This is a genomic window from Streptomyces sp. cg40 (assembly GCF_050320165.1).
GTDB classification, from domain to species: Bacteria; Actinomycetota; Actinomycetes; order Streptomycetales; family Streptomycetaceae; genus Streptomyces; species Streptomyces hokutonensis.
Window position 1 is genome coordinate 3634224 of record NZ_CP190128.1, and the last position, 18600, is coordinate 3652823.

General features: G+C 70.1%; 11 protein-coding genes. 8 read left to right on the forward strand and 3 right to left on the reverse strand.

Annotation, left to right across the window (positions count from 1 at the left end):
- The first annotated feature begins 150 nt into the window (after window positions 1-150).
- Window positions 151-1881, forward strand: coding sequence for an ABC transporter ATP-binding protein (locus ACQHII_RS15805; RefSeq protein WP_427919910.1), 1731 nt, complete (start codon window positions 151-153; stop codon window positions 1879-1881).
- Window positions 1878-3647: an ABC transporter ATP-binding protein gene (locus ACQHII_RS15810; RefSeq protein WP_427919911.1), complete on the forward strand. Its 1770-nt coding sequence runs from the start codon at window positions 1878-1880 to the stop codon at window positions 3645-3647. The genes ACQHII_RS15805 and ACQHII_RS15810 overlap by 4 nt, the downstream gene beginning before the upstream one ends.
- A 25-nt stretch (window positions 3648-3672) precedes the next feature.
- Here the strand turns inward: ACQHII_RS15810 and ACQHII_RS15815 are convergent, their stop codons facing one another.
- Both ACQHII_RS15815 and ACQHII_RS15820 read right to left on the reverse strand, forming a co-directional pair.
- Window positions 3673-4008, reverse strand: coding sequence for a P-II family nitrogen regulator (locus ACQHII_RS15815; protein WP_427919912.1), 336 nt, complete (start codon window positions 4006-4008; stop codon window positions 3673-3675).
- Window positions 4009-4032: 24 nt separating this feature from the next.
- A complete protein-coding gene (locus ACQHII_RS15820; protein ID WP_427919913.1) occupies window positions 4033-5457 on the reverse strand; it encodes an ammonium transporter in 1425 nt (474 codons plus the stop codon).
- A 340-nt stretch (window positions 5458-5797) separates the two neighbouring features.
- Here ACQHII_RS15820 and ACQHII_RS15825 point away from each other — a divergent pair, with 340 nt between their 5' ends.
- The 3 genes from ACQHII_RS15825 to ACQHII_RS15835 all read left to right on the forward strand — a co-directional run bounded on the left by ACQHII_RS15825 (window position 5798) and on the right by ACQHII_RS15835 (window position 10332).
- Window positions 5798-7825 carry a M4 family metallopeptidase gene (locus ACQHII_RS15825; protein ID WP_427919914.1) on the forward strand — a complete coding sequence of 676 codons (2028 nt, stop codon included), beginning with the start codon at window positions 5798-5800 and terminating at the stop codon, window positions 7823-7825.
- A gap of 256 nt (window positions 7826-8081) precedes the next feature.
- Window positions 8082-9740, forward strand: a complete 1659-nt coding sequence (locus ACQHII_RS15830; protein WP_427919915.1) for a M4 family metallopeptidase — start codon at window positions 8082-8084, stop codon at window positions 9738-9740.
- Between the two features lie 82 nt (window positions 9741-9822).
- The gene (locus tag ACQHII_RS15835) at window positions 9823-10332 is read left to right on the forward strand and encodes a DUF1990 family protein (RefSeq protein ID WP_427919916.1); all 510 of its coding nucleotides are present in this window, start codon (window positions 9823-9825) and stop codon (window positions 10330-10332) included.
- 128 nt (window positions 10333-10460) lie between these two features.
- Here the strand turns inward: ACQHII_RS15835 and ACQHII_RS15840 are convergent, their stop codons facing one another.
- Window positions 10461-13079: a glycosyltransferase family 1 protein gene (locus ACQHII_RS15840; RefSeq protein WP_427919917.1), complete on the reverse strand. Its 2619-nt coding sequence runs from the start codon at window positions 13077-13079 to the stop codon at window positions 10461-10463.
- A 214-nt stretch (window positions 13080-13293) separates the two neighbouring features.
- On the opposite strand from ACQHII_RS15840, the gene ACQHII_RS15845 reads away from it, so the two are divergent.
- The 3 genes from ACQHII_RS15845 (at window position 13294) to treS (ending at window position 18520) form a co-directional block, all read left to right on the forward strand.
- On the forward strand, window positions 13294-14505 hold the full coding sequence (locus ACQHII_RS15845; protein ID WP_427919918.1) for a S8 family peptidase: 1212 nt from the start codon (window positions 13294-13296) through the stop codon (window positions 14503-14505).
- Between the two features lie 218 nt (window positions 14506-14723).
- Window positions 14724-16823 carry an alpha-1,4-glucan--maltose-1-phosphate maltosyltransferase gene (locus ACQHII_RS15850; protein WP_427919919.1) on the forward strand — a complete coding sequence of 700 codons (2100 nt, stop codon included), beginning with the start codon at window positions 14724-14726 and terminating at the stop codon, window positions 16821-16823.
- Entirely contained in the window at window positions 16820-18520 is a 1701-nt protein-coding gene (gene treS, locus ACQHII_RS15855) for a maltose alpha-D-glucosyltransferase (RefSeq protein ID WP_427919920.1), read from the forward strand. Before ACQHII_RS15850 ends, treS begins: the two co-directional genes overlap by 4 nt.
- Window positions 18521-18600: the final 80 nt, after the last annotated feature.

An 18600-nucleotide genomic window follows, 5' to 3' on the forward strand; every position in this document is an offset into this window, starting at 1 on the left:
TTGGGGCCGGTGCACACAGCCTGTGCACCGGCCCCCTCGCGCCCGATATTCGATGGGCAACCGCACTCACGCTCGGTAATCTTCGGGGTCTCCAACCACACCGGGATCGCTCACGGCTGCCCGCGTTCAGCGGCCTGGGCAAGGAGGCACATGATCGACGCGTACGAGGATCCGGGGACACCCGACTGTCGGGGCGGCTGGCACTTCCTGTGGTGGCTGGTGATGCGGCAGCGGTGGCGGGCGGCGTCCGGGGCAATGCTGTCGAGCGTCTGGATGGTGCTGATGGCGGCGGCGCCGTATCTGATGGCGCGGGCCGTCGACGACGGTCTTGTGCCGGGGCGGCTGGGCACGCTGGCCTGGTGGACCGGGGCGCTGTTCGTGGTCGGGGCCGTCAACTCGTGGCTGAGCATCATGCGGCACCGCACCATGACCCGCGTGCGCATGGACGCCAACTTCCGCACGGTGAAGCTGATCGTGGGCCAGGCGGTCCGGCTGGGCGCCGTGCTGTCGCGCCGGGTGCGGGCGGGCGAGGTCATCACGATCGGCGTCGGTGACGTGTGGACGATCGCCCAGTCCCTGACCGTCGTCGGGCCCGGCTTCGGTGCCCTGGTCGTCTACGGCGTGGTGGCCGGGGTGCTGCTGTCGATCTCGGCGCCGCTGGCCGCCGTAGTGCTGCTGGGTGTGCCGGTGCTCGCGCTGCTCGCGGGGCCGTTGACGCGGCGGCTGCAGGGTGTGGAGACGGAGTACCGGGACCGGCAGAGTGTGCTGACCGCGCGTATCGCCGACCTGTCGGGCGGCCTGCGGGTCCTCAACGGGCTTGGTGGCAAAGGGCTGTTCGCGGACGCGTTCCGGCGTGACTCGCAGCGGCTGCGGCGGCAGGGCTACCGGGTGGGCGCGGTGGCCAGCTGGGTGCAGGCGATCGGGGTCGGACTGCCGACCCTGTTCCTCGCCGTGGTGACCTGGCTCGCGGCCCGGCTCGCGGCCCAAGGGCAGCTCAGCGTGGGCGAGTTGGTCGCCGTGTACGGCTATGTCGCGGTCCTGGTGGGCCCGGTGGCCTTCTTCGTGCAGATGGTCTACGAGCTGAGCCGGGGCGTGGTGGCCGCGCGCCGGGTCGTACGACTGCTGGCGCTCCAGCCGGAGGCGGACACGGGCACGTCGGCCGCGCCCGCCGAACCGGCCGCTCTGCACGACCCCGACTCCGGTGTGCGGGTGCTGCCGGGGCGGCTGACCGCGCTGGTCGGGGCGCGGCCCGGGGAGACGCTGGCGGTGGTCGACCGGCTCGGCCGGTACGGGCCGTCCCGGGTCACCTGGGGCGGAATCGCGCTCGACGCGATCCCGCTGGACGAGGTCAGGTCCCGGATCCTGGTCACGGACAACGAGGCCGACCTGTTCGCCGGACCCCTGCGGGAGGTGGTGTCCGGGCGGCGGGAGCGGTCGGCGGACACGGTCGCGGAGGCCGTGTCCGCGGGTGCCGCCGACGACATCGTGCAGGGGTTGCCGGAGGGTCTTGACTCGCCCGTGGCCGCGCAGGGCCGCAGTCTCTCCGGCGGGCAGCGCCAACGGGTGCGGCTGGTAAGGGCGTTGCTCGCCGAGCCCGAGGTGCTGCTCGCGGTGGAACCGACGTCCGCCCTGGACGCCCACACGGAGGCGGCCGTCGCCCGGCGGCTGCGCGAGGCGCGCTCGGGCCGTACGACGGTGGTGACCACGACGTCCCCGCTGGTCCTGGACCAGGCGGACACGGTGCTCTACCTGGTCGACGGGAAGGTCGCGGCGGCCGGCGAGCACCGCCGGCTGCTGGCGGAGGAACCCGGCTACCGCGCGCTGGTGGCCCGGGACGCGGGTGCGGATGCGGATGCGGACACTGAGGAGGTCGTACGGTGACGGCGGACAAGGGTCAACTCCCCATCGCCGAACGGGCCGAGGTGCGGCGGGCCGCGGTCCGGCTGATCCGGGTGGACCGGCGGGCGTTCGCCGTCGTGCTGGTGGTGAACGCGCTGGCGGCCGGGGCCGGGCTGGCCGGGCCGTGGCTGCTCGGGCGGATCGTGGACGAGGTGCGGGCCGGGGCCGGGGTGGGGGTCGTGGACCGGCTGGCGCTGGTCATCGTGGTGTGCTCGCTGGCCCAGTTGCTGCTGGCGCGCTGGGCGCGGTACGTGGGGTACCGGTTCGGGGAGCGCACGCTGGCCCGGGTCCGGGAGGACTTCGTGGACCGGGCGCTGGCGCTGCCCGCGTCGGTGGTGGAGCGGGCCGGGACGGGCGACCTGACCGCGCGCGGCACTTCCGACGTGGCGACCGTGGGCACGACCCTGCGGGACGTGGCGCCCGAGCTGCTGGTCTGCTCCGTGCAGGCGCTGTTCGTGATGGGCGCGGTGTTCGCGCTCGACCCGCTGCTCGGTCTGTTCGGGGTGCTCGGTCTGACGCCGATCTGGTTCGCGCTGCGCTGGTATCTGCGCCGGGCCCGGGACGGCTATCTCGCGGAGGGCTCGGCGATGTCGGAGGTCGCCGAGATCCTGACGGCGACCGCGTCCGGGGCGCGCACGGTGGAGGCGTTCCGGCTCCAGGAGCGGCGGATCACGGCGAGCCGGGACACCCTGGAGACCGCCAAGGGGGCCCGGTTGTACACGCTGTTCCTGCGGACCGTGTTCTTCCCCGCGGTCGAGGTGTCGTACACGATCCCGGTGGCGGGCGTGCTGCTGGTCGGCGGGTGGCTGCACGGTCGCGGGGCGGTGGGCGTGGGCGCGGTGGTCTCGGCGGCCCTGTATCTGCGGCAGTTCACCGAGCCGCTGGACCAGATCCTGATGCGGGTCGAGCAACTCCAGAGCAGCGGCGCCTCGTTCGCCCGGGTGGAGGGCCTGGCCCGGGCACCGCGCGCGGAGGGCGACGGGGACGCGCCGGCTCCGGCGGACGACCGGATCGATGTGACCGGGGTGCGGTACGCCTACGAGCGGGGCGGCGAGGTGCTGCACGGCGTGGATCTGTCGGTACGGCCGGGCGAACGCCTGGCGGTGGTCGGCCCGTCCGGCGCCGGGAAGACGACACTCAGCCGGCTGCTGGCGGGCGTCGACGCTCCGACCGAGGGCACGGTGACCGTGGGCGGGGTGCCGGTCTCCGGGCTCTCACCGGAGACACTGCGCCGCCAGGTCGTGCTGGTCACCCAGGAGCACCACGTCTTCCTGGGCTCGGTCCGCGAGAATCTCCTGATCGCCGAACCGGCCGCCACGGACGAGGAGTTGTGGGCGGCGCTGGCGGCGGTCGGCGCGGAGGAGTGGGTACGCGAGCTGCCCGACGGCCTCAACACCCCGCTGGGCGCGGACGGTCGGGCCACGGACGGCTCCCAGGCCCAGCAACTCGCCCTGGCTCGCGTGGTGCTGGCCGACCCGCACACGCTGATCCTGGACGAGGCGACGGCCCTCCTCGACCCGGCCACCGCCCGCCACACCGAGCGTGCGCTGGCCGCCGTACTGGAGGGCCGCACCGTCATCGCCATCGCCCACCGCCTCCACACCGCCCACGACGCGGACCGGGTGGCCGTGATGGAGAACGGCCTGCTGACCGAACTCGGCCCGCACGAGGAGCTGGTGGCGGCGGAGGGCGCGTATGCGGCGCTGTGGCATTCGTGGCACGGGGACGGGCGGGCGTCGGGGGGCTGACGCCGGGCGGGCCGAAAGGCGCGGCTCACACCGCGTCCGGCCCCCTCTCCCGCGTCCTGATCCTCACCACCTCCTCCACCGGAGTCACCCACACCGTGCCGCCGCCCGTGCCGCGGGCGCCCGCGGCGCGGATGACGCGGACGAGGTCGGTCGCGTCGAAGTCGAGGGTGAGGATGTCCAGCCGGAGCCGCGGGGCGAGGTTCACCCGGTACTCGCTGCCCCGGTAGACCTCGACGCGGACGGACCGCGGCTCGTAGGACCGCACCTCGGTCACGGTCACTCCCCGTACCCCGAACGACTGGAGAGCCTTCATGACGTCCGGGACACGGTGGGGCGGGAGGACCGCGGTGACGAGTTTCACGGGTCGTCCTCAACTCCGGTCATTTCAGCTGGAGTCCGGTTCCTTGGCCTTCTCCGCAGCCGCAGCCGGTGCCGACGCCACCGCCACCGGTTCCGGCGCCGAAGTCACCGCCGACTCCGTCGGGTACGCCTCCTCGTCGTGGACCGCGAGGTCGCCGCTCTCCAGCACCTCGTCGGGCGCCCGGAGTTTCACGAACAGGCCGATGCCCTTGAGGATGAGGAAGGTCATCACGGCGTCGTAGAGGATGACCGTCCCGGCGGAACCCGCCTGTTTCCAGAGCTGGTCGAAGTTGCCGTAGAGCCAGCCGCTGGTGGACCAGGCCGTGGAGCCGTCCTTGTTCAGGTACACGGCGACCGCCGGGTCGGCGAAGATGCCGACGAGCAGGCCGCCGGCGAGGCCCGCTATGCCGTGGGTGTAGACGACGCCGAGCGCGTCGTCGACCTTGTTGAACGGCGGGACCTTGGAGAGGTAGTTCCAGGCCAGCCAGACGATCGAGGACGCGATGATGCCGATGTAGATCGCGCCGATCCCGCTGACGAAGCCGGCCGCCGGGGTGATCGCCACCAGGCCGACGATCATGCCGTTGATGCCGCCGAGGAACGTCGGCTTGCGCTGCGGGCCGACGAACATGTCCCAGAACACCCAGACCAGCAGGGCAACCGCCGTACAGAGATTGGTGTTGAGGACCGCGACCGCCGCGTTGTGGCCGCCGAAGTACATGTCGCCGCCGTTGAAGCCGTTCCAGCCGAGCCAGAGGATGCCCGCGCCGACGGCGACCATGGGCAGGTTGTTGGGGACGCCGTGGGCGCGGTCGCGGGCGAGGCGGGGGCCGATCACGGCCGCCGCGACGAAGCCCGAGGTGCCCGCGGCGAGGTGGATGACGTAGCCGCCGGAGTAGTCGAGCGCGCCCTTGGCCGCCCACCAGCCGCCGCCCCACAGCAGGAAGGCGTTGACCGTGTAGACGAGCGTCGACCACAGCGGGACGAACAGGAACCACGCGCGGATGTTCATCCGGCCGATCACGCTGCCCATGAAGAGCAGGGGCGTGATCGCCGCGAACGCGAAGTGGAAGTAGGCGAGCGTGGACTGCGGGAAGTGGAAGCTCGGCATCAGGTCGTTGCCGTTGACGAGCGGTATCCACGCCTGTTGCTGTTCGCTCGCCGAACCGACGATGGTGCCGGGGCGGCCGACGAACGCGCCGAGGATGCCGGGCCAGCTGGAGTTCAGGGGTTCGCCGAACCCCATCTTGAACTCCCAGAGGACCCAGCCGACCAGGACCAGCGAGAAGCCGGTGAAGGCCATGAACATGGTGTTCACGACCCACTTGCGCTGGACCAGGCCGCCGTAGAGGATCGCGATGCCGGGGATGCTCATCAGTCCGACGAGTGTCGCCGCGACGAGCTGCCAGGCGTTGTCGCCCGCGTCCAGCCAGTTGGGATAAGGAATCACTGCAACCGTCAACTCCCCTCGTGGGAGCGGCGGTCCGGCAGGACCGCCGGTTGCACGGCAGGATCGTGCCGGATCTTTTTCGGGTTGGTTCCGGGGGCATGTCGGCCGGGAAAATTTCTGTTCACGGTCAAGGAAGCGTCAAGTGGCGCTCCGTATAGCGGACATGAACACCCGGACAACGAACGAATTCCGGCCAAGTTCCTGACGCGCCCCTGACAGAAAGCGCGAGCTGGTGCCACTCTTCCCACTGGCGCTTCACAGCAACCCCACAGCTTCACTCCTGTGATCCCTGTGATCTCCCCTGGTCGCGCGATCCGCGACCGTCCTGAAGGAGTCAGTGTTGAGAAGCAATTCCTCGCGCAGACGCACCTCCCACATAGTCGCCGTAGCCGGCGTCACCGCTCTGCTCGCCGCGGCCGTCCAGGCGGGCGCGACCTCCTCCGCCGCTCCGGCCAAACCCCTTGCCGCCAAGGGGAATCCGGCGCACATGGCCCTCTCGCTCTCCGCCTCGCAGCGCGCCGAGCTGCTCCGCGACGCCCAGTCGGCGCGGACCGCGACCGCCAAGGACATCGGCCTCGGCGCCAAGGAGACGCTCGTCGCCCGTGACGTCGTCAAGGACGCGGACGGCACGGTCCACACCCGCTACGAGCGCACCTACGCCGGACTCCCCGTCCTCGGCGGCGACCTGGTGGTCGACACCGCCAGCTCGGGCGCCACCGAACGGGTCATCAAGGCGACCAACGCCACCATCGCGGTTTCCGACCTCACCCCGGCCGTCGCCACCGCGACCGCCGAGAAGCAGGCCGTCTCCCGCGCCAAGGCGCTCGGCTCCACCAAGTCGGCCGCGGACTCGGCCCGCAAGGTGATCTGGGCGGCGAGCGGCAAGCCGGTCCTCGCCTACGAGACGGTCGTCGGCGGCCTCCAGGACGACGGCACGCCGAACGAGCTGCACGTCATCACCGACGCGGCCACCGGCAAGAAGCTGTACGAGTACCAGGGCATCGAGAACGCCACGGGTACGGGCAACACCCAGTACAGCGGCACCGTTTCGCTGACCACGACCCAGTCGGGCACGTCGTACAACCTCACCGACGGCGACCGCGGCGGCCACAAGACGTACAACCTCAACCACGGCACCTCGGGCACCGGCACGCTGTTCTCCCAGACCAGCAACACCTGGGGCAACGGCACCACGTCGAACGCGGCGACGGCCGGCGCCGACGCGCACTACGGCGCGGCGGAGACCTGGGACTTCTACAAGAACACGTTCGGCCGCAGCGGCATCAAGAACAACGGCGTCGGCGCCTACTCCCGTGTCCACTACGGGAATTCGTACGTCAACGCGTTCTGGGACGACAGCTGCTTCTGCATGACCTACGGCGACGGCTCAGGCAACGCGGACCCGCTGACAGCGCTGGACGTCGCGGGCCACGAGATGAGCCACGGTGTCACCTCCAACACCGCCGGGCTCAACTACTCCGGTGAGTCCGGCGGGTTGAACGAGGCGACCTCCGACATCTTCGGCACCGGCGTGGAGTTCTACGCCAACAACTCCACCGACGTGGGCGACTACCTCATCGGCGAGAAGATCGACATCAACGGCGACGGCACCCCGCTGCGTTACATGGACAAGCCGAGCAAGGACGGCGGCAGCGCGGACAGTTGGTACTCCGGCGTCGGCAACCTCGACGTGCACTACTCCTCGGGCGTCGCCAACCACTTCTTCTACCTGCTGAGCGAGGGCAGCGGCGCCAAGGTCATCAACGGTGTCAGCTACAACTCGCCCACCTCGGACGGGCTTCCGGTCACCGGGATCGGCCGGGACAAGGCGCTGCAGATCTGGTACCGCGCGCTCACCACGAAGTTCACGTCCACCACCAACTACGCGGCGGCCCGCACCGGGACGCTCGCGGCGGCCGGTGAGCTGTACGGCACTACGGGCGCCGAGTACAAGGCGGTGCAGGACGCGTGGGCGGCCGTAGCGGTCGGCGCGCGCTCCGGTGGCGGCGGCGGTGGCGGTACGTCGTTCGAGAACACGACCGACGTGTCGATTCCGGACAACGGACCGGCCGTCACCTCCTCGGTCACCGTCTCCGGGCGGACCGGCAACGCGCCCTCGAACCTCGCGGTCACGGTCGACATCGTGCACACCTGGCGCGGCGACCTGGTGATCGACCTGGTGGCCCCGGACGGGTCGACGTACCGCCTGAAGAACTCCAGCTCGTCCGACTCGGCGGACAACGTGCAGGCGACCTACACGGTCAACGCGTCCTCCGAAGTCGCCAACGGCGTCTGGAAGTTGAAGGTCCAGGACGTGGCAGCACAGGACACGGGATACATCAACAGCTGGAAGTTGACGTTCCCGTAAAAACCAGCCGTCCAGTTCCGGCCGCACGAACTGAGCGCCGCCTCGGGGTTTCAACTCCGGGGCGGCGCTCTGTTGTGGACGTTTACATGGCCGCAACGTTCACCGGACAGTCGATTTTCAGCCAACATCACTTCGGGGTCCTGACATGTACGCGCCCCTGATGCAAGTCTTCCCTCACGCCGCTTCAGCACAGCAATTTCACAACCGCTCCGGTCAGTAACCCCACACTGCCGGACTCCCCCACAGAGGAGCTCGCGTGACCCCCCTCTACGCGCGTCACAAGCGCACCACCCTGGCCATCGCCACCGCGGTGGCCGCAGGCGCCCTGCTCGCCACCGGTGTCAGCACCGGTGCCTCCGCCCAGCCCGCCACGGGCAAGGCGGCCCCCCTCGCCGCCGCCCCGCAGCTGCTCTCCAACGCCGCGCGCACCGCGCTGGTCAAGGAGAAGCAGGCCGACGCGGCCGAGACGGCCACGCAGATAGGCCTCGGCACCAAGGAGAAGCTGGTCGTCAAGGACGTCGTCAAGGATGTCGACGGCACGGTGCACACCCGCTACGAGCGGACCTACGCGGGCCTCCCGGTCCTCGGTGGCGACCTGGTCGTCCACACCTCGCCGGCCGGAAAGACGGAGGGTGTCACCAAGGCGCACTCGGCGGCCATCAAGGTCGCCACGGTCACGCCGAAGATCACCGTCGCCAAGGCCGAGAAGCAGGCGCTGACCGCCGCCAAGGCCGCCGGTTCGGACAAGACCGCCGCCGACGGTGCCCGCAAGGTCATCTGGGCCGGCGGCGCGAGCCCCGTCCTCGCCTACGAGACGGTCGTCGGCGGCCTCCAGGACGACGGCACCCCGAACAAGCTGCACGTCATCACCGACGCGGCCACCGGCAAGAAGCTCTTCGAGTACCAGGGCATCGAGAACGCCACCGGCACCGGCAAGACCCTGTACTCGGGCACGGTCAGCCTCACCACCACACTGTCGGGCACGACGTACTCGCTGACCGACGCCTCGCGCGGCGGCCACAAGACGTACAACCTCAAGCACACCACCAGCTCCGGCACCGGCACCCTGTTCACCAACACGACCAACACGTGGGGCACCGGCGCCGCGTCCAGCTCCACCACCGACGTGACCGCCGCCGCGGACGCCGCCTACGGCGCCCAGGAGACCTGGGACTTCTACAAGGCCACGTTCGGCCGCAGCGGCATCAAGAACGACGGCGTCGGCGCCTACTCCCGTGTCCACTACGGCAGTTCGTACGTCAACGCGTTCTGGGACGACGACTGCTTCTGCATGACCTACGGCGACGGGTCCAGCAACACCCACCCGCTGACCTCGCTCGACGTGGCCGGCCACGAGATGAGCCACGGCGTCACCGCCAACACCGCGGGCCTCAACTACTCCGGTGAGTCCGGCGGCCTGAACGAGGCGACCTCCGACATCTTCGGCACCGGCGTCGAGTTCTACGCCGCCAACTCGTCCGACCCGGGTGACTACCTCATCGGCGAGAAGATCAACATCAACGGCGACGGCACCCCGCTGCGCTACATGGACCAGCCCAGCAAGGACGGCGGCTCCGCCAACTACTGGTCCTCCTCGGTCGGCAACCTCGACGTGCACTACTCGTCGGGCGTCGCGAACCACTTCTTCTACCTCCTCTCCGAGGGCAGCGGTTCGAAGACCATCAACGGGGTGGCCTACAACTCCCCGACGTACAACGGCGCCACCCTCGCCGGCATCGGCCGCGCCAAGGCGCTGCAGATCTGGTACAAGGCACTGACGACGTACTTCACGTCGACCACCAACTACAAGGCGGCCCGCACCGGCACCCTGAGCGCCGCAGCCGCGCTCTACGGCTCCGGCTCCGCCGAGTACGCCGCGGTCGCGGCGACCTGGACGGCCGTCAACGTCACCTGACAGCCGCCGAGTTGACAGCCAAGCGGTAAGGGCGGTACCCGGAGCGAAGGCATCTCCGGGTACCGCCCTACTCTTGGGTCCCATGTCCTTCACGTACGACGACGTCGGCGCGACCCGCGAACGCGGCTTCTGCCCCCCGGGCTTCCACCCCCTGTTTGTGCGCACCCGGATCGGCGAGGGCGAGAAGGTCTTCCGCCGGGCGTCCGACGCGCTCCTCACCTGGGAGCTGCACCGCGAGCTGGGCGTCGGCATCGAGGCGAGCGCCGACAAGGCCGCCCCCGGCGTGGACGTGACGGTCACCCTGGCCGGCCTGATCAAGGCCCCCTGCCGCATAGTCTGGACGGCCGAGGAACACCGCAGATCCGGCTGGGCCTACGGCACGCTCCCCGGCCACCCCGAATGCGGCGAGGAGGCCTTCGTGGTCGACCGCACGGGCGACGGCACGGTCTGGCTGACGGTCTCGGCCTTCAGCCGCGGCGCGAAGTGGTACGCCCGCCTGGGCGGTCCGGCGACACGGGGCTTGCAGCACGCGTACGCGAGGCGGATGGGCAGCACGCTGCGGCAGATGTGCGCGCCGTACTCGGAGGTGTGAGGGGCCTGCGTCCCTAAAGGGGCCTCGCGCCCCTAAGGGCCGCGAGGCCCCTTAGGGGCGCGGGGCTGTGACATTTGCGGCTCCGCCGCGTGGGCGCGACCAGCCCCCACCGGCCCGCAGCCGAAGCACTACCGCATCAAAACCCCGGCTCCCTCCACCCCATCCTCCGAAGGCACCGCCACAAGCCCCAACTCCGCACTGGACGCCAGCAGTCGATGCGCGGGCAGAATCCGGACCGTATATCCGTAGGGCCCGGTCCGATCAAGGGAAAGCGGCCCCTCGAACAACCAGTGCCCCTCCGCATCCGGACCGCCGACCGGCTTGAGCGGCACAGCCACCCCGTCCCCGATCCGGTCCTCGGGATCCACCCGCCCCGACACCGCCTGCACTTCGACGTCGTCCGGGGCCAGGCCGCCCAGGCCGACCCGCACCCGCAGATTCAGCGTCGTACCGAGTTCGGCGGTGGCCGTAGCCGCCGACGTCTCCACGTGGTCTACGGACACCCCGTGCCAAGCCGCCCGCACCCGCCCCTTCCACGCGGCGAGTTCACGCGCCGCGTCCGGGGTCATCGCGCGGTGCGCGTGCGCGGCCGGGGCGTACAGCCGCTCCACGTACTCGCGGACCATCCGGCCGGCCAGGACCTTCGGGCCGAGCAACGTCAGTGTCTGGCGGACCATCTCGATCCAGCGGTCGGGCAGCCCGTCCTGGCCGCGCTCGTAGAAGCGCGGGGTCACGCGCTGCTCCAGGAGGTCGTAGAGCGCCGCGGCCTCCACGTCGTCGCGGTGGTCGGGGTCCGTGCCGGTGCCGTCGGCCGTGGGGATGGCCCAGCCGAAGTCGGGCTGGAACCACTCGTCCCACCAGCCGTCCAGGACCGAGAGGTTGAGGCAGCCGTTGAGCGCGGCCTTCATCCCGCTGGTGCCACAGGCCTCCAGCGGGCGGAGCGGGTTGTTGAGCCAGATGTCGCAGCCGGGGTACAGCTTCTGCGCCATCGCCATGCCGTAGTCGGGGAGGAACACGATGCGGTGGCGGACGCGCGGGTCGTCCGCGAACTTCACCAGTTCCTGGACGAGGCGCTTGCCGCCGTCGTCCGCCGGGTGCGCCTTGCCCGCCACCACGATCTGGATCGGGTGGTCCGGGTGCAGGAGGAGGTCCATCAGCCGGTCGCGGTCGCGCAGCATCAGCGTCAGGCGTTTGTACGACGGGACGCGGCGCGCGAAGCCGATGGTGAGGACGTCGGGGTCGAGCACGCCGTCGATCCAGCCCAACTCGGCGGATCCCGCGCCGCGTTGACGCCAGGAGGCGCGCAGCCGCTCCCGTACCTCCACGACCAGCTGCTCGCGCAGATCGCGCCGGAGCGCCCAGATGTCCTGGTCCGGGATCTCCGCGACCGCGTCCCAGCGGTCGGAGCCGCCGACCGACATCGCGTCCTCGGTGCGCTGGGCGCCGATCTGCCGGGCGCCGAGCCGGAACACCTCGGGGGCGACCCAGGTCGGGGCGTGCACGCCGTTGGTGACGGAGGTGATCGGCACCTCCTCCGGGTCGAAGCCCGGCCACAGGCCGGAGAACATCTCGCGGCTGACCTGCCCGTGCAACAGCGAGACGCCGTTGGCACGTTGGCCAAGGCGCAGGCCCATCACGGCCATGTTGAACAGGTTGGGTTCGCCGCCCGGGTAGGTCTCCATGCCCAGGCGGAGGATGTTTCCGACGTCCATGCGCGGGAGTTCGGCGTCCGGGCCGAAGTGGGTGGCGACCAACTCCCGGTCGAAGCGGTCGATTCCGGCCGGGACGGGGGTGTGCGTGGTGAAGACCGTGCCGGCCCGTACCGCTTCCAGGCCCGCGTCGAAGTCCAGCCCGGCGTCGCAGAGTTCGGCGATCCGCTCCAGGCCGAGGAAGCCCGCGTGGCCCTCGTTGGTGTGGAAGACCTCGGGCTCGGGGTGACCGGTGAGGCGACAGTACGTGCGTACGGCCCGCACACCTCCTATGCCGAGCAACATCTCCTGGAGGAGCCGGTGTTCGCTGCCGCCGCCGTAGAGGACGTCGGTCACCCCGCGGGCGCCGAGGTCGTTCTCCTCGACGTCGGAGTCGAGCATCAGCAGCGGCACCCGGCCGACCTGCGCGAGCCAGATCCGGGCGCGCAGCGAGCGTCCGCCGGGCAGGGCGATGGCGACCTGGGCCGGGGAGCCGTCGGCCTCCCGGAGCAGTGCCACCGGGAGTTCGTTGGGGTCGAGGACGGGATAGGTCTCCTGCTGCCAGCCGTCCCGGGACAGGGACTGGCGGAAGTAGCCGTGCCGGTAGAGGAGTCCGACGCCGATGAGCGGTACGCCGAGGTCGCTGGCCGACTTGAGATGGTCGCCGGCGAGGATGCCGAGGCCGCCGGAGTACTGGGGCAGGGCGGCCGTCACGCCGAACTCGGGTGAGAAGTAGGCGACGGCGGCGGGCAGTTCACCGGACTGGGCCTGGTACCAGCGGTCGCCGCCCACATAGTCGGCGAGATCGCCGGCCACCTCGGTGAGCCGGCGCAGGAAGCGGTGGTCCTCGGCCAGCTCCGCGAGCCGCTCGGCGGACACGCTGCCGAGCAGTCGTACCGGATCGCCTTCCGAGGCGGTCCAGCGCTCGGGATCGACGGACTGGAAGAGATCGCGGGTTTCCGCGTGCCAGGACCAGCGCAGGTTGCGCGCGAGATCGCTGAGCGGCCGGAGGGGTTCGGGGAGAACGGGACGGACGGTGAATCGACGGATCGCCTTCACAGCTCCACCTTGCGCGTTCGCTGGATGACACACGGCAATGTGCGTCGTCGTCTCTGAAGACGGTACCGGCGATGGTGCGGGCGTCGCCGGTGACTGACGGCCCCCGCCGAAGATGAGCCGTCCTGGGCCGAAAAGGGCCCCTCATGCGCCCTTGTGGTGCTTCGCACCGCACGAGAGGCTGCCCAGTGGAGAGTTGAAGGAGGGGAACTCGACCATGGCACGGACGCGTACGCGGCGTCTGCGCCGGGCGGGGGGACTGACCGCGGTCGCCACAGCCGTGGTGTTTTCGGCCATCACCCTGCCCGCGCACGCCGCACCGGAGGGGACCATACTCGGCGCCGGCGCACCCGGCACCGTCAGCGGCAGTTACCTGGTGACACTCAAGGGGGGAACAGAGGCTCCGTCGGCGGCCGGCAAGGGGCTCGCCGAGAAGTACGGGGCGAAAATAAGCCACACCTACGGCACGGCCATGAACGGCTACGCCGTCGAGGCGAACGAGAGACAGGCGAGACGCCTCGCGGCGGACCCGCGGGTCGCCTCGGTCGCCCAGGACACCCGCGTGACCCTGGACAGCGTCGGCCGCACCGAGCGCAACCCGCCGTCCTGGGGCCTGGACCGCCTCGACCAGCCGAGCCTGCCGCTGGACAAGAGCTACACCTCGCCGGACTCCGGGGGCAGCGGGGTGACGGTGTACGTGATCGACACCGGCATCCGCATCACCCACAAGGACTTCGGCGGCCGGGCGAGCTACGGCTGGGACTTCGTCGACGACGACGCCACCGCCCAGGACGGCAACGGCCACGGCACGCATGTGGCCGGCACGATCGTCGGCTCCACGTACGGCGTCGCCAAGAAGGCCAAGGTGGTCGCCGTCCGGGTTCTGGACAACAACGGGGCCGGTACGACCTCGCAGGTCATCGCGGGGATCGACTGGGTCACCCGGCACGCGCACAAACCGGCGGTCGCCAATCTCAGCCTCGGCGGCTACCACAACGCCCAGCTCGACGCCGCCGTACGCAACTCGATCGCCTCCGGAGTCACCTACACGGTGGCGGCGGGCAACGACGGGCTGTCGGCCGGTCTCTACTCCCCCGCCGACGTGAAGGAGGCGATCACGGTCGGCGCCACCGACCGCACCGACGCCCGGGCGGCCTTCTCGAACTTCGGCCCGGCCGTCGACCTGTTCGCCCCGGGCGTCTCGATCACCTCCGCGACGTACACGAGCGACACAGCGAAGGCCACCTTCTCCGGCACGTCGATGGCGTCACCGCACGCGGCCGGCGCGGCGGCGGTCTATCTCGGCACTCACCCACGCGCCACACCCGCACAGGTGTCCAAGGCGCTCGTCGCGGGAGCGGTTTCCGGCAAGGTGTCCGGTGAAGGGCTCGGTTCGCCGGACAAACTTCTGCAAGTACCGCGGTCGTAGTGCGGGAGTGACGGCTCCGGCCCCGTTCGCCCAGGACGGGGCCGGATCATTTGTGGAGACCTGCGCGTAAGTAGTTGGCAACCTGCCGGATTGCCAACCGGAATAGGGTGGGAAGGCTCCACCGGTACACCCCCAGACGCAGTACGGGATCTCCTTCGCAGGACCCACCTCCCCACATCCATCCGCCCATACCCACGTTGACGCGGACAGGAGCGGTCATGCCCGCCACGCACCACTCGTCAGCACCCCCGACACCCGGCACGGCCACGCCCCCCGTGCGCCCCGCCGGCACGGCACCACCCGCCCCGGAGCCACCCTCCGCGGTCGGCACGCCCCCCGGCATCGGACGCATCCCCGTCCTCGATGTCCGGCCGGTCGTCCAGCACGGCCACCGGGCCGCCAAGGCGGTCACCGGTGAGACGTTCGAGGTCTCGGCCACCGTCTTCCGCGAGGGCCACGACGCGGTCGCCGCCAACGTCGTCCTGTACGACCCGGACGGCCGCCCCGGCCCCTGGACCCCGATGCGGGAGCTCGCCCCGGGCACCGACCGCTGGGGCGCCGAGGTCACGCCGGACGCGCCGGGCCACTGGTCGTACGTCGTGGAGGCCTGGAGCGATCCGGTCTCCACCTGGCGCCATCACGCGGGGATCAAGATCCCGGCCGGGATGGACACGGACCTGGTCCTGGAGGAGGGCGCGCGCCTCTACGAACGCGCCATCGCCGGGGTGCCGAAGGGCAAGGGCCTCCGGCCCCTCCTCCGCACCGCGGTCACGGCCCTCCGCGACGAGACCCGCCCCGCCTCGGCCCGCCTCGCCGCCGCGCTGACACCGGAGGTGGACCAGGTCCTCGCCCGGTATCCCCTGCGGGACCTGATCACGGCCTCCGAGCCGCGCGCGCTGTTGGTGGAGCGGGAGCGGGCGCTGTACGGCTCCTGGTACGAGTTCTTCCCCCGCTCCGAGGGCACGGCGGCCGAGCCCCACGGCACGTTCCGCACGGCGGCGAAGCGGCTCGCGGGCATCGCGGCGATGGGCTTCGACGTGGTGTATCTCCCGCCGATCCATCCGATCGGGACGACGTTCCGCAAGGGCCCGAACAACACGCTGTCCGCCGGTCCCGAGGACGTCGGCGTGCCCTGGGCGATCGGCTCCCCGGAGGGCGGCCACGACGCGATCCACCCCCGCCTCGGGACGCTGGAGGACTTCGACGCGTTCGTCGCACGGGCGACCGAGCTGGGCCTGGAGATCGCGCTCGACTTCGCCCTCCAGTGCTCGCCGGACCACCCCTGGGTGGACAAGCACCCCGAGTGGTTCCACCACCGCCCCGACGGGACGATCGCGTACGCGGAGAACCCGCCGAAGAAGTACCAGGACATCTACCCCATCGCCTTCGACCGGGACCTCGACGGCCTGGTCGCAGAAACCCTGCGGGTGCTGCGGCACTGGATGGACCACGGGGTGCGGATCTTCCGCGTCGACAACCCGCACACCAAGCCGGTGGTGTTCTGGGAGCGGGTCATCGCCGACGTCAACGCCACCGACCCGGACGTGATCTTCCTGGCCGAGGCGTTCACCCGCCCCGCGATGATGGCCACCCTCGCCCAGGTCGGCTTCCAGCAGTCGTACACCTACTTCACCTGGCGCAACACCAAACAGGAACTCACCGACTACCTCAGCGAGTTGTCGGGCGAGGCGGCCGCCTACATGCGGCCCAACTTCTTCGTCAACACCCCCGACATCCTCCACGAGTTCCTCCAGCACGGCGGCCGACCCGCCTTCGAACTCCGCGCGGTGCTCGCGGCGACGCTCGCGCCGACCTGGGGGGTGTACAGCGGGTATGAGTTGTGCGAGAACGCTCCGCTACGGGCCGGTAGCGAGGAGTATCTGGACTCCGAGAAGTACCAACTCCGGCCGCGCGACTGGGCGTCGGCCGAGCGGGAAGGACGTAGCATCGCGCCATTGCTGGGCAAGCTGAACGACGTCCGGCGCCGTAGCCCGGCGTTGCGGCAGTTGCGCGACCTCCAGTTCCATCACACGGACCAGGAGGCGGTGATCGCCTACTCGAAGCGGAGTGGTTCGAACACGGTTCTGGTGGTTGTGAACCTGGACCCCCACCACACCCAGGAGGCCACGGTCTCGTTGGACATGCCGCAACTCGGCCTGGAATGGCACGAGTCGGTGCCGGTGCGCGACGAGCTCACCGGTGAGACCTATCACTGGGGCAGGGCCAACTATGTGCGCCTGGAACCGGGCAACCGGCCCGCACACATCCTCACCGTCCTGCGACCGTCCCCGCAGATCGGAGGGTCACCCACAATATGATCGTCAACGAGCCCGTCCCGGACACCTTCGAGGACACTCCCGCCAAGGACCGGGACCCCGAGTGGTTCAAACGCGCCGTCTTCTACGAGGTCCTGGTCCGCTCCTTCCAGGACAGCAACGGCGACGGCATCGGTGACCTCAAGGGCATCACCGCCAAACTCGACTACCTCCAGTGGCTCGGCATCGACTGCCTCTGGCTCCCGCCGTTCTTCAAATCCCCCCTGCGCGACGGCGGTTACGACGTCTCCGACTACACCGCCGTCCTCCCCGAGTTCGGCGACCTCGCGGACTTCGTGGACTTCGTGGACTCCGCACACCAGCGGGGCATGCGGGTCATCATCGACTTCGTCATGAACCACACCAGCGACCAGCACCCGTGGTTCCAGGAATCCCGCCGCGACCCCGAAGGCCCCTACGGCGACTACTACATGTGGGCCGACGACGACAAGCAGTACCCCGACGCCCGCATCATCTTCGTCGACACCGAAGCCTCCAACTGGACCTTCGACCCGGTCCGCAAACAGTACTTCTGGCACCGCTTCTTCTCCCACCAGCCGGACCTCAACTACGAGAACCCGGCCGTGCAGGAAGAGATCATCTCGGCGCTGAAGTTCTGGCTGGACCTGGGCATCGACGGCTTCCGCCTCGACGCCGTGCCCTACCTCTTCGCGGCCGAGGGCACCAACTGCGAAAACCTTCCGGCAACCCACGAGTTCCTGAAGCGGGTGCGGAAGGAGATCGACGCCCAGTACCCCGACACGGTGGTGCTGGCGGAGGCGAACCAGTGGCCCGAGGACGTCGTCGACTACTTCGGCGACTTCCAGAGCGGCGGCGACGAAGCCCACATGGCGTTCCACTTCCCCGTCATGCCCCGCATCTTCATGGCAGTCCGCCGGGAGTCCAGGTATCCCGTCTCGGAAATCCTCGCCAAGACCCCCGCGATTCCCTCCGGTTGCCAGTGGGGCATCTTCCTGCGCAACCACGACGAGCTGACCCTGGAGATGGTCACCGACGAGGAACGCGACTACATGTGGGCCGAGTACGCCAAGGACCCGCGGATGCGCGCCAACATCGGCATCCGACGGCGCCTGGCCCCGCTCCTGGACAACGACCGCAACCAGATCGAGCTGTTCACCGCCCTGCTCCTGTCGCTGCCCGGCTCGCCGATCCTCTACTACGGCGACGAGATCGGCATGGGCGACAACATCTGGCTCGGCGACCGCGACGCCGTCCGCACCCCCATGCAGTGGACACCTGATCGCAACGCAGGTTTTTCGTCCTGTGACCCCGGCCGGCTGTCGCTGCCGACCATCATGGACCCCGTCTACGGCTACCAGGTCACCAACGTCGAGGCGTCGATGTCGTCGCCCTCCTCGCTGCTGCACTGGACCCGCCGCATGATCGAGATCCGCAAGCAGAACCTGGCGTTCGGCCTCGGCTCGTACCGGGAACTGCCGTCGTCGAATCCCGCGGTGATCGCCTTCCTGCGCGAGTACGAGGACGACCTGGTCCTGTGCGTGAACAACTTCTCCCGGTTCGCGCAGCCGACGGAACTCGACCTGCGGGCGTTCAATGGAAGGCATCCGGTCGAGCTGTTCGGCGGGGTGCGCTTTCCGGCCGTAGGAGAGCTGCCGTACTTGCTGACGCTGGCGGGGCACGGCTTCTACTGGTTCCGGCTCCGCAAGGAAGCCGCCTAGTCACCCCGTGGGGCGGGAGGATCCGGTTTCGGTTTCTTCCGCCCCGCCCGGGGCACGCAACAGTGACACCCCGACCACCC